The 12,047-nt window shown below is 55.6% G+C and carries 9 protein-coding genes; 4 read left to right on the top strand and 5 right to left on the bottom strand.

Going from position 1 to position 12,047, the window contains the following annotated elements; genetic code table 11:
• Window positions 1–196 precede the first annotated feature (196 nt).
• The 4 genes from C4520_12920 (at window position 197) to C4520_12905 (ending at window position 4,860) form a co-directional block, all read left to right on the top strand.
• Window positions 197–721, top strand: coding sequence for a hypothetical protein (locus C4520_12920; GenBank protein RJP19476.1), 525 nt, complete (start codon window positions 197–199; stop codon window positions 719–721).
• The gene (locus tag C4520_12915) at window positions 711–1,439 is read left to right on the top strand and encodes a hypothetical protein (protein RJP19475.1); all 729 of its coding nucleotides are present in this window, start codon (window positions 711–713) and stop codon (window positions 1,437–1,439) included. The genes C4520_12920 and C4520_12915 overlap by 11 nt, the downstream gene beginning before the upstream one ends.
• Before the next feature lie 137 nt (window positions 1,440–1,576).
• Window positions 1,577–3,184, top strand: coding sequence for an apolipoprotein N-acyltransferase (lnt, locus tag C4520_12910; protein ID RJP19474.1), 1,608 nt, complete (start codon window positions 1,577–1,579; stop codon window positions 3,182–3,184).
• Complete coding sequence (locus C4520_12905; GenBank protein ID RJP19473.1) at window positions 3,184–4,860, top strand: arginine--tRNA ligase; 1,677 nt, start codon at window positions 3,184–3,186, stop codon at window positions 4,858–4,860. The genes lnt and C4520_12905 overlap by 1 nt, the downstream gene beginning before the upstream one ends.
• A 54-nt stretch (window positions 4,861–4,914) precedes the next feature.
• Here C4520_12905 and C4520_12900 read toward each other — a convergent pair whose 3' ends face one another.
• The 5 genes from C4520_12900 to C4520_12880 all read right to left on the bottom strand — a co-directional run bounded on the left by C4520_12900 (window position 4,915) and on the right by C4520_12880 (window position 11,986).
• The gene (locus C4520_12900; GenBank protein RJP19472.1) at window positions 4,915–7,401 is read right to left on the bottom strand and encodes a hypothetical protein; all 2,487 of its coding nucleotides are present in this window, start codon (window positions 7,399–7,401) and stop codon (window positions 4,915–4,917) included.
• Window positions 7,402–7,580: 179 nt separating this feature from the next.
• Window positions 7,581–8,819, bottom strand: a complete 1,239-nt coding sequence (locus C4520_12895) for an FtsX-like permease family protein (protein ID RJP19471.1) — start codon at window positions 8,817–8,819, stop codon at window positions 7,581–7,583.
• A gap of 12 nt (window positions 8,820–8,831) precedes the next feature.
• A complete protein-coding gene (locus C4520_12890) occupies window positions 8,832–10,073 on the bottom strand; it encodes an ABC transporter permease (protein RJP19470.1) in 1,242 nt (413 codons plus the stop codon).
• A gap of 6 nt (window positions 10,074–10,079) precedes the next feature.
• Window positions 10,080–10,757, bottom strand: coding sequence for an ABC transporter ATP-binding protein (locus C4520_12885; protein RJP19478.1), 678 nt, complete (start codon window positions 10,755–10,757; stop codon window positions 10,080–10,082).
• A gap of 29 nt (window positions 10,758–10,786) precedes the next feature.
• Window positions 10,787–11,986, bottom strand: a complete 1,200-nt coding sequence (locus C4520_12880; GenBank protein ID RJP19469.1) for an efflux RND transporter periplasmic adaptor subunit — start codon at window positions 11,984–11,986, stop codon at window positions 10,787–10,789.
• Between the last annotated feature and the right edge of the window lie 61 nt (window positions 11,987–12,047).

Below are 12,047 nucleotides of genomic sequence, written 5' to 3'. Positions count from 1 at the left end.
CATCTCCAAAACCACAAAGGAAACCCAACAGAGCCAATAAGAAGGAGCAGTCAGCAAAAATCCGCCCCCAAGGGCCGATTTAGATGCGTAAGCCCTACAATCGGAGTTTTGGTTTCTTGACACCCCACAGTGCCTGTGGTAGAATCGGTCTGGAATCCCCGGAATGTCTAAGTGTGTCTGAGAAGCGGAGATAGCAGTGGAAATCCAGATACAGAGAGAATCCAGCCGGTGTCGCCAGTGTAGCCAACCTTTCACAAACGATCAAAAGCATTATTCGCGGTTGAAGCTGAGCGAGAATGTTTTCGTGCGCGAGGATTTCTGTGAAGAGTGCTGGCCGAGCTCATTAGCGAATCAGGCAGGAGATGCATTTTATTCACATTGGGAGACGCGCTATCGGGATCCGGCGGCTGCCAAAGCGACGCCTGAGACGCAATACATGCCGCTGCTCAAGCTGTTCTATGAGGCAATTGCCGGCGGAATGCCGGCCGACGAGCCCCTGGCCTACGTATGCGCCCTCATATTAAGGCGGCAAAAGGTATTTCGCTTTGTGCGCGAAGAGAAAGAGGGCGACGCGAAAGAGAATATTTTGGTATTCCATGATCGATATCACGACGTTCAGGTGAAGGTTGTTGACCCGAATATAAGCGAGGCCCAATTTCGAGAGGTGAAACAGAAACTCGAGGCGCATCTTTCACAAAAGGATTCGGCCAATGAGCGATAAGGGATCTCCTTCCGGAAGGCAATACATATATGCGTTCAGCTCCGGGAAACTGGTTCTCCTCGTATCGATGGTGCTCATCCTGATGGCGCTCAGTCTCATGCTCGGGATCAGGATTGAACGCTACCAGAGCGGCGTTGGGTTTCAGCACTTCGAACAGGCGGTGCAGGCGCCTCTCATCACCTCACCCGAGTCCATCACCGACGCGGTGAAAACAGTACAGACAGAGGAAGTGGCCCCGGCGGCGGCCCTTCATAGCAAGCCTGCCCCGGAACCGCCGGCTGTTGCCGCGAAGGAGGAAGTAAAACCTGAAGCGCCTCCGCAGATTTCCCCTCAGGTTGTTTCGGCTGTCGTTCCGGTGAAAGCTGAAGACGTGAAAGCTGAAGAAGGGAAGGCCGAACCTGCCAAGGTGGTTGAAAAGAAAGACCTTCCGGCACCGCCGGCGCCGGAACAAAAACAAGCCGCTGCAACTGTGGAAAAGGGACATTTTGCGATCCAGGTGACTTCGTCGCAGGACAAGAACATGGCGACTGCTCAGATGTCAACGTTGAAGGACAAAGGTTTTCCGTCGTTTATTGAGGAGATAGATATCGAAAACAAAGGGCGCTTCTATCGAGTCCTGGTGGGGCCGTATCAAACGGAAGCTGAAGCTACTGAGGTTCTGAGCCGGCTGAAAAAGGATTCGCGTTTCGCAGGCGGTTACGTTCGATTTCTGCCATAATACAAAAGGACACGTCGGACGCAGCACCTGCTGTTGCAGTTGCGGAAATACTCCCGGAAAGGGTTTTGTGAAAGGCAGGCACATTTTCGGCCTGCTTTTTTTGCTGAAAGAAAAACGGAGCATCTATCAGTTCAATAATGAAAGCAAGACACATCCTCCAGATTGCGGCAACGGCGGTTTTGCTTGCGCTGGCATTTCCGAATGCGAGCTTTTGGCCGCTGGCGTATGTTGGGCTGATTCCTCTGATGTTGTTCAGCCGCAAGCGAAGCTGGAAGCAGGCTTTCTTTGCGGGGACTGCCGCCGGCCTTCTTTTTTACGGAATTACGTTCTCGTGGTTTGCCTCGCTGACCTATTGGGTTGGGAGCATCGCATTGCTGGGTGTCGGGCTGTTGCTGCTCCTGTTTGCATGTTTTTGGGGAGCGGTATGGGTCGGGAAAAAATACATCGAAGAAACGATGCCGGCAGCGCTGGCGATCTTTTTTCCCGCCTTGTGGATATTGATGGAGTACGTTGAGAATCACATTTTCACCGGTTTCGGATGGGGTTCGCTTGGATATACGCAATGGAACAATCTGCCCGTGGCTCAGCTTGCGTCGGTTGGCTCGATTTACAGTACCGGCTTCTTCGTCGTGGTGGTCAACGTGCTCATTTACCAAGTGATCGTGAATGCTCGATCGCTGAAGCGTCTTTTGATTCCTGCGGCGGCGGCAATCCTCGTGATAGGCGGCGTTTGGCTGTGGGGAGCGCATCAGACGGATCAGCCGGACATGACATCACCATTGCGAGTCGGCGTGATCCAGCCCAATTTTTCGCTCGATGTCAAGTGGAGCGAGGAGTATGCCGTGCACATGCTGAAGGTGCAGAAGCGGATGACCGATCAACTTGCCGCCGAAGGAGCGCAACTCATAATCTGGCCGGAGAGCGCCTTGTACGGTTTTTTGGTGAACGAGATCGACAGGGTAGGCAGGATCGTACGAGAGAATAACATTCACCTGCTGATGGGGAGCAACCATTACGAAAGGGTGGTTATTCGAGGCGAGGAGGACATCCTTTACTATAATTCAGCTTTTCTCCTTGATCCCGAGGGGCGGATTCTGGGGAGGTACGACAAGAGGCATCTTGCTCCTTTTGGCGAGTATGTTCCGATGGCGAATGTGATCGGGTTCGTTGGCAAAGTGGTGCCGGCGATTTCCGATTTCAGCGCCGGCAGCGAAATCACTCATTTTGAGGTCGGGGGCAGGAAGTTCGCGGTGCTTATCTGCTTTGAAAACAGTTTTCCTCACGTAGTGCGCGAGTCGGCCCAGGGTGTTGATTTTCTCGTTCAGATCACGAATGACGGCTGGTTTGGCCGTTCGGCTCAGCCGCGGCAGGACCTTGCAATTGCCGTGTTTCGCGCGATTGAAAACGGAATGACCTTGGCAAGAGGTACGAATACGGGAATCTCCTGCTTCATCGATCCCTGGGGCAAGGTGAGCGGAATCGTTCACAATGCCTGGGGAGAAGAGGTTTTTGCGCGCGGGATTTCGGAGGAGCCGATCTCCACCGTTTCTCATCCGACATTGTATAATAGATATGGGGACCTGTTTGTGATGGTTTGCTTGGGACTCGTTGTTCTTGCGGGCGGCATCGGGTTTTACCGGGGGAGATTTTCGGGGATGCGCGCCGCCAGACAGAAGGACAGCGATGTGGAAGAGGGTCGCACCGCAGCAGTAGTTACGGCCAAAGGGAAATCATCTAAAAGATAATGGAAAAAGAGATAGAGTCAAAAATAAAGGCGAAAATAGCCGGCGCCATTGAGAAGGCAATTGAAGACGGAAGTGTGCGTCTGGACGCAGTTCCCGAAATCCGCCTGGAGACGCCGAATAATCCCGAGCACGGCGATTACGCCACGAATGTTTCGCTTCAGCTTGCGCGTCTTGCGCGAACGGCTCCGATGAAGATCGCGGATGCAGTTGTCAGACATATCGAAGTGAGCGACGAGCTTTTCGAGAAAGTGGTCGTTGCCGCACCGGGTTTCATCAATTTTTACTTGAAGGACCGGGCGGTGGCCGCGGTCATTTCGCAGGTTCTTTCGGCCGGCGACACGTATGGGAGCTCGCGCATCGGCGCCGGAAAAAGGGTGAACGTCGAGTTTGTGAGCAGCAATCCGACCGGTCCGCTCACCATTGGTCACGGCAGGCAGGCGACGCTTGGCGACGTGCTCTCGAACTGCCTCACGTTCTGCGGATACGACGTGACCCGCGAGTACTATTACAACGACGCCGGCAAGCAGATGGACATGCTTGCGCGCTCCGTCCATGCGCGCTATCAGCAGCTTTTCGATCCTTCGTCCGCGTTTCCCGATGAAGGCTATCAGGGGGATTATATCCGTGACGTGGCCGAAGATATCCGCAAGCAGGAAGGCGATAAGTATGTCGGGAAGGATGATCAGGCGACCATCGATTTTTTCAGGCAGTTCGCCGTTCGCGAGATGATCGCGCTCATCGACCGCGACCTGAAATATTATGGCGTTCGCTTCGACATGTGGTCGCTCGAATCGGCCCTCTATTCGGAAGGAAAGGTCGAGCGCGCGCTCAAGCTTCTCGAAGAGCACGGATTTCTATATGAACAGGAAGGCGCGCTTTGGTTCCGCAGCTCCGCCCTCGGCGACGAGAAGGATCGCGTCGTCAGAAGAAGCAACGGCGCTCTGACCTACTTTGCCGGCGATATCGCCTATCACGTGGACAAGCACGAGCGCGGGTTTGATCGCGCCATCGACATCTGGGGCGCCGACCATCACGGGTACGTCCCGCGCATGATGGCTGTCATCAAGGCGCTCGGCTATCCCGACGATTTTCTGGAATGCATCGTGCACCAGATGGTGAGCTTTGTGCGCGACGGGAAGGAAATAAAAATGTCGACGCGCGCCGGGCAGTTTGTTACCTTATATGACCTGGTGCACGAAGTCGGGCTGCCGGTAACGCGCTTCTTTTTCCTGATGCGCAGCTACGACAGCCATCTTGTTTTCGATTTCGATCTCGCGAAAAAGGAGTCAAGCGAGAACCCTGTGTATTACATTCAATACGCGCACGCGCGGATCAGCAGCATCAACAAACACGCTGAATCCAAGGGATTTGATCTTGATCGCAATCGCGAAGCCGATTTGTCGCTCCTGAAGGAACCCGAAGAGGTTGATCTCATGAAGTATCTCTCGAAGTTCCCATCGGTGGTCGAGGCGGCCGCCGAGAAGCGCGAGGTCCATCGCATTCCGGCGTTCATTCTTGAGGTCGTCGGCCTATTCCACGCCTACTACAACAAACACATCGTGGTATCCGACAACGAGCAACTTTCGCTTGCGCGCCTGGCTCTGGTCGAGGCGGTCCGCCAGGTGGTCAAAAACGCGCTGCACCTGCTCGGAATTGAAGCGCCCGAGCGGATGTAGAGTCCGCCCGGGCGAGTGCGGCGCAGAGAGCCGCTGTCGTGCTAATCTCACTTCCTATTCGACAATTGAATCCGGCCGGCTGTCGTTATAGTGACCCATCCCCTTGTCAAAGACGTAGACGCTCAGGGTGTCCTCGAAGGGAACGCCATTGGTGAGGCAGCCGGATATGGTTACGGGCGCCCATCCCAGCGGGAGGGATGCCTGCACGGCGGCGCGATCGAATTTCACCATCAGATCGAGAATCCCATCAGCATCGTGATCACCGATTGCGGTGGGCGCAGCCAGCGCGGAGATCGCCTGGTTCAGCATGATCTGTCCCACGTCGATTGACGAGGGATGAAATCCCGCCGGCAGCTCGATGTATGCGGTCACATATTGTCCTTTGCTTTTGACGTTCAGGGAGGGCGGCTCGAGCTCGGCCCCCGCCATCAGCGTAGGCACGTCAAGAACGCCGAACGTGCTGAAATGAGTTACCCAGGCGCAAACGACATTTGTCGCGGGGTCGGTGCAATCAGAGTCGGATGTCAACGCTTCCCATGTACTGTTAATGTCGTCGTACCAATATATCTGGAGGTTCGCTTCGTCCAGCCCGGCAACCTCTTCATCGGTGTAGTTAATCTCTATTTTGACCGGTGCGGCAAACACGAGTCCGTCGGGTCCGAATTCCCGCGCCAGCGCGAGAGAAGTACCGGCGGGAAGTGTATCGAGCGGCGGCTCCGAGCCGGGGAGCGGAGTCTCGATCGTTACGGTGACGGGTTCAGTCAAAGCATCCTGCGGAACCGTGACAGTGGTACCGCTTCCATCAGACACCTCTCCCCCGCTCGCATCGACTGGTTCAGAAATCACCAGGTTAAAGAGGTAGACGTCGCCTTCACGCACCCCGTCGCCGTCGGTGTCATCATCGGTGTTATAGGCGAGGAGCGTTCCGTCCGGGGAGACAGTGAAAATGCCCTGGCTGAGGGGAGCGGCGGTCAATCGTTCAGGAGGAGCACTGCCGTCGGCTTTCGCGACAAAAATATCGAAGTCGGCGTCTCCCAGCATTACCTCGGTCGTATTGAACCTGTTCCAGCCGTAGGTGCCTGGATTGAATACATTGTTCAAATCGGCGCAGTAGTAAACATACCGGCCGTCATAAGAGAAGGCCGGGACTGCGGCAAAATTTCTTGTATCCGTTACGATGGTTACATAGGGACTATTCTCATCAAGCACCATTTCACCCAACGGAAGGTTGGCGACGTCCACTATCCAGATAGCGAATGAATGCATGTTGAAGCCATAGCCACAGGTGATTTTCGTTCCATCAGGCGACCAGCGCAGCCAGCGTGGAATTGTCTGCAAGTCGATCATATCCAGCAGCTTTCGATGAGTAGCGCCGGGCAGCGGATCGCCGAAATCATCCACAGAAAAAGCGAAGACATCTCCATTGAGCACATATGCCGCCTGGTGCTCAGTGTTGCGAGAAAAATCTATGTCGAAAAACCAGCTTATGCCGCCGTCAAATTCAGTCAGATAAGGGTGCGAGACGCGATCGGTCGTCGGGGTGGCATCGACATAACGAACGCGGCGTGTACGGTCGGGGGAATCGGTAAGGAAGAAGATGCGCCTGTCGTTCGGGCTCCAGCTTAAACACGCAGTGACCGCCGCCCAATCGCTGTCTTCGGTAATGCGGTACGCCGGGCTATCGGCGGTCAGCTCCTTCACATAGATATTCCATACGCCGGCTTCAGGGGCGCCCTCCCTGAGCAGATAGGCGATTTTCTTGCCGTCGTTCGAGAAAGCCGGGCAAAGGATTTCCGCGTCATCCGGTTGAAGCTCCTGCCTCTGACCCAGCGATACGCCAAGCGCCAGCGGCGGCGGAACCAATTCCGGATACGGCATTGCGGAAACGGAGAAATCGTCGACATCGATATCGACGGCCGCATATAGCAGCGTCCAATACTGGATTGCGACCCCCAATTTCGGATTCGGCAGGCCCACCGGCACCAATTCAATGTTGAACGAGCCGATGAATTGCTGATTGGAACCATCGGCGTCACCGACATATGCGGTCGCAGTGTTCGAGAGAGGATCATACGACAGCTTGAGCAGATTGTAAGTAGTTGCCTCGTTTCCTTTGGCCGGCGTGCGCGAGGACCACTGCCACCCGCTCATTGAATTACAGCCAATCGCGTAGCCGCCCAGCGTGTTGTATTCCACCTGTGCTGAACCGCTCGGACCGGTGATAGAAATACAGATATTACTCATGTCGGTCGCCACCGGCACCTTAAATTTCATTTGAACATCGACCTGATGTGCGCCGTCATAAAGGAGATTCCAGATGTTTCCGCCCAGCCAGGCTGCCGGCTGGTCCGCCAGGCCAGAGATGTTCAGGCAGCCTCCTTCTTCCGTCACGCTTAATCCGAGCGCGCCATTGTCAACGATCCACATTGGGTCGATGACGCCGTCATCAAAGTTATCCGAAACGGTTTCGGCGCTGGCGGTTACCGTCCCAAACACCAACATCAAAAGAAAGAAACACCATACACCCGTCTGCTTCCTCATTTTTTCCCTCCTGTTAATCCCGACGGCCAGTCACTATGAGAGCCTGATTCTATTCCTATCCAAATTCATTTGTCAAGGTCAATTTGCCTCATGGGAATAGTAGGAGCATGAAAGGCAAACGGTGCGAACGTACTTGTGGGGAAAACATTCGAGGCTGTTCTGAAACAGTGGAGGACAGTCTAATGAGAGCGGAGGGCTTCGATGATTTGCATGCGCGAGGCTCGGAGCGCGGGCAGAATGCCGGAGAGCACGCCGACAACGATCATGACACTGAGGGAGACAGCGACCACCGCCGGGTCGATCTCCGGCGGGGCAACGAAGCGGGGCATTTTGAACAAACCGAGCACAAGGCAAATCGAGCACCCGCCGAGTGCGCCGACGGAGCCGGCGAAGAACGTGATGAAGAGCGACTCGATCAGGAACTGAAGGAATACTTGCCGGTTTCTTGCGCCGACGGCCTTAATGATGCCGATTTCCCGCACCCGCTCGTTGATTGAGACGAACATGATATTCATGACGCCGACGCCGCCGATAAAAAGGGTAATGATGCTGGCCGCCCCCAGAAAAATTTGGAGCCCTATGGTAGCTCCTTTCACTCGCGCTATCATATCGGTGGTCCCGAAAATATGGAGCGCATTCGAATCGGAGGAGTCGAACCCATGTCGTACGGCGAGGGCCGCCGTAATCTGTTCGCGAGCGGCCTTTTCATTGAGAAGCGAAACCGGCCGCACACAGATGGAATAGAAATATGGCGAGCCGATAAGCAGGTCCTGCGCGGTAGTATATGGGATTGAGACCTGGTCGTCGTCGAGAGTGCTGGGCCGGCTGAGCTGGTCGCCTTTTTTCACCAGCGTGCCGATCACATGGAAGATTATGCCGCTTAGGCGGATGGATTCCCCCACTGCCGGTTGATCGCCGAAGAGTTTCTCTTTCACATTGGCGCCAAGCACGCATACGCGGCGCCCGGAGGTAACGTCATCGGAAACAATAAATCTGCCTTCTTCCACGATCAGGTTGCGAATAATGTTCGCATCCGCGTTGAGCCCGTACGTTTCGCAAGAGAGCACTTCCGAATCTCGCTTGACTTCCCTGTAGCCGGCCCTCACCTGCGGCGTGACCATTTCGACATCCGGACAATGATTTTTGAGAGCCTCGACGTCCTCGATCGTGAAGCGAATCTGGCGTCCCCCCTTTATACCGCTAAGGCCGCTGCTTGATTTTCCGGCCCAAACAAAGATCAGCCGCTCGCCGATCTTCTCGAACTCCCTATAGAACAGCTTTTGTGATGACCTTCCCATGCCGACGAGAATGATCATGGAAGCGATGCCCCAGATGATTCCGAACATAGTGAGGCCGGTCCGTAATTTGTGACCCTTCAGGCTGTACCAGGCTTGGATGATCGATTCCCAGAAGAACATGTCGGGGAGTCCTCATTCGTACCGCAAGGATTCGGCTGGTTCCAGCCCGGCGGCCCGGCGGGCCGGCAGCACGCCGGCAAGCAGGCCAGTGAGGGTCATAACCGTAAAGCTGCCGATAATTGTGATCGTCGAGATTTCGGGGGCGGCAAGGAGTTTGGGCCTGGGCGCCGCGGCAAACGCCAGGCTGAGCGCGACTCCGAGCACAATGCCGATAAGTCCGCTTGCGATGGTGATGGTTAGAGCTTCACCCAGAAACTGGAGCAGGATGTGGGATCGTTTGGCGCCGATGGCTTTGCGAATGCCGATCTCGCGGGTGCGTTCGGTCACGCTGATCAGCATGATATTCATGACGCCCACTCCTCCGACAAGGAGCGTGATGACGCCGATGGTGGTCACAAAGATTGCGGCAATGAGCGCCATAGTATCCAAGGAAGTCAGGATGCCGCTGATGTCGATTATCTCAAGGGCCTCCTTGTCGTCCGGCGAGAAATCGAGTTCTTTTGCGAGGACAGCCCGCACCTCTTCGGTGCAGGCCTTGCTCTGGGCCTGATCGCGCGGATGAACGAAAATCATACCCACATATCTCCACCCGCTGATATCTTTATGAAAGGCGGTTACGGGAATGTACGCCTTGTCGTCGTCGCGTCCACCCCAATCAACGAGGGTATCTCCCTTTCTCTCAAGCACACCGATCACTTCGAATGTGACTCCGCGGACCTTCACGCGTCCTTCGAGTGCCTTGCTCTCATCGGGGAACAGCCCTTGCGCCAGGTCTGCCGCAAGCACGATGACGCGCCTCCCGTGGTCGACGTCCGCAGGTTGCAGGAATCGGCCGCGGTCGATCTTCAGATTGAGGATACTGGCCGCATCGGGATTGACTCCGACGAGGTTGCCGGGTTTGAGGTTGTTACCGGATTTCATAACGAGACCGCCCCACTCCTCTACCGGTGTCGCGTAGCGGACGGACGGACATTGCGCCAGCACGGCATCGACGTGTTTCATTTCGAAATACAACTGCCGCGCTCCCTTGCGGCCGCTGATTTCGGAGCGAGCCCGTTTCGGCCAGATGATGATGAAACCGTCGCCGACTGTTCTCGCCTCCGTGTGCATGACGTTGACGAATCCTCGTCCCCAGCCGAGCAGGAAGACAACTGAGGCAGTTCCCCAGATAATGCCGAGCATGGTCAGGGCGGAACGCAGGCGGTTCGAGCCGAGGTTTTGGAGGGATTCGGCAAAGATGTTTTGCAGGATCATAAGAGTTCATTTTCTGGCGGCGTCAGAGATGATCCGGCCGTCCCTGATGGAAATCTTTCGCTCCGCCCGATCCGCGATCGATTCCTCGTGGGTCACAATTATCAGGGTGTTTCCCTTCCGGTGCAGGTCTGTGAAAAGAGCGACGACGTCCGCCTCGGATGCGCTATCGAGGTTACCGGTAGGCTCATCCGCCAATATGAGAGATGGATGATTCACGAGGGCTCGAGCTATCGCGACGCGCTGTACCTGACCGCCCGAGAGAGCGCTTGGTTTATGATGGATTCGATCAGCCAGCCCGACTGCCTCGAGGACCTCTCTTGCGCGCCGGTTTCGCTCTCGCGCGGGTACCCCTCCGTATACAAGCGGCAGCTCGACGTTTTGGAGGGCACTCAGGCGGGGAAGCAGATTAAAGGTTTGGAAGACAAAGCCGATTTTGCTGTTCCTGATCCCGGCGAGGGCATCGTCACTCGCGCCGGTGATGTTCCTGTTGTCGAAGTGATATTCGCCGGCGGTGGGCCGCGAAAGACATCCGAGAATGTCCATGAGTGTGGTTTTGCCGGAACCCGAGGGGCCGACAATAGAGACAAACTCTCCTTTACGAATATCCAGCGAAATACCGCGAAGAGCCTGCACCTGTACCTGGGAGGTGTCGTATACTTTTCCTATATTTCGGAGGGAGATCAGGTGCTCGTCCAAGACGTTTCCATTCGAGGTTATCTCTGCGTGATGACGACTTCGGTTCCTTCGTCCAGTCCCGTCAAGACCTCGCTGAAGTCCGTTCCGCCGATTCCAAGCGTGACATCGATCCGTCTCTTGCCGGATGGCTGCGAGGAATCGGGCGTCTCGACGAAACTCTGGCTGCGCTCGAAGCGAAGAGCGTTCTGCGGGACGAGGATCACGTACTGATGTTTATTTACGATGATTTCCGCATCGGCGGTCATATTTGTCCTGAGCGGCACATCGGCGTCCTCAATGCTGACTTCAACTTCGAAATTCATGATCCTGTCCTTTGCGACACCCAGCGGCGAGATTCTTTTGACGCGGCCATTGAATTTCCGATCGGGATACGATTCGACCGAGATTCGAACAGGCATTCCTTCGCGAACCAATCCGATATCACTTTCATCGACGTCGCCCACCATATGCAGCTCGCGCATGTCGCCGAGCGTCATGAGGAGCGTGCCCATGGTGGATGTTACCGATGCGACGGCTGAACCGACGTCGACATCGCGGTGGAGAACGATTCCGTCCACCGGCGAGACTATCGTGGCGTACTGCAATTCATTTTCGGCGAGTTCCAACGCCGCTGTTGCCGCGGACAATTCCGCGTTCGCCATAATGACCGCAGCTTTTCTTGCGGCATATGCCTGCTTTGCCATATCCAATGCGGTTTGCGCGTCCTCAATCTGTTCTTCGGAGGTCAATCCCTGGGCGAAAAGCTTCTTCGTTCGATCATATTTTCGTTGGGCTGAATCGAGATCGACGGTGGAAGCCTCGATCTGCGCCTGCTCGTATCGGGCGCGCGCCTTCTCGAGAGCCGCCCGCGCCCCATTAACCTGCGATGCCAGAATGTCGCGGTCCAGTTCGATGATCACTTGGCCTTTGGATACCCGGTCGCCGTCATCCACGGAAAGCGTCCTGATAATCCCGTTCACTTTCGACCGTATTTCGACTTTGGAAAGAGGCTCGATCCGACCTGTCGCAATTACCCGATGCTCGATGTCGCCCCGCTCGATGCGTGCGGTTTCGAATTCGACTTCACCGGCGCGCGCCCGCCCGCAACCGGCATTGGTGATGGAGAACATCAGGAGAGCAACCAGGAGAACGACCCGACGAAGGAAGGAGAGAGGCGTGTGGAGAAAGCGGCGGCCCGTGCCAGTGACATTCTGAGGAGATGCTATTCTTAAAGCCATCCCTTCCCCTCCTTGGGCTCCACGGCCTCGTTCGTTCAGGCGACGCCATATTCAGATCTCA

It is taken from the genome of Candidatus Abyssobacteria bacterium SURF_5 (genome assembly GCA_003598085.1).
In the GTDB taxonomy this organism is placed as follows: Bacteria; Abyssobacteria; SURF-5; order SURF-5; family SURF-5; genus SURF-5.
The sequence above is the reverse complement of the archived record's forward strand: the minus strand, read 5'-3'. Positions and strand labels throughout refer to the sequence as shown.

Excerpts from the sequence above, each read along its gene's own strand:
- C4520_12915 (RJP19475.1), top strand. The coding sequence starts at position 711 with ATGAGCGATAAGGGATCTCCTTCCGGAAGGCAATACATATATGCGTTC.
- lnt (RJP19474.1), top strand. The coding sequence starts at position 1,577 with ATGAAAGCAAGACACATCCTCCAGATTGCGGCAACGGCGGTTTTGCTT.
- C4520_12905 (RJP19473.1), top strand. The coding sequence starts at position 3,184 with ATGGAAAAAGAGATAGAGTCAAAAATAAAGGCGAAAATAGCCGGCGCC.
- C4520_12900 (RJP19472.1), bottom strand. The coding sequence starts at position 7,401 with ATGAGGAAGCAGACGGGTGTATGGTGTTTCTTTCTTTTGATGTTGGTG.
- C4520_12895 (RJP19471.1), bottom strand. The coding sequence starts at position 8,819 with ATGTTCTTCTGGGAATCGATCATCCAAGCCTGGTACAGCCTGAAGGGT.
- C4520_12890 (RJP19470.1), bottom strand. The coding sequence starts at position 10,073 with ATGATCCTGCAAAACATCTTTGCCGAATCCCTCCAAAACCTCGGCTCG.
- C4520_12880 (RJP19469.1), bottom strand. The coding sequence starts at position 11,986 with ATGGCTTTAAGAATAGCATCTCCTCAGAATGTCACTGGCACGGGCCGC.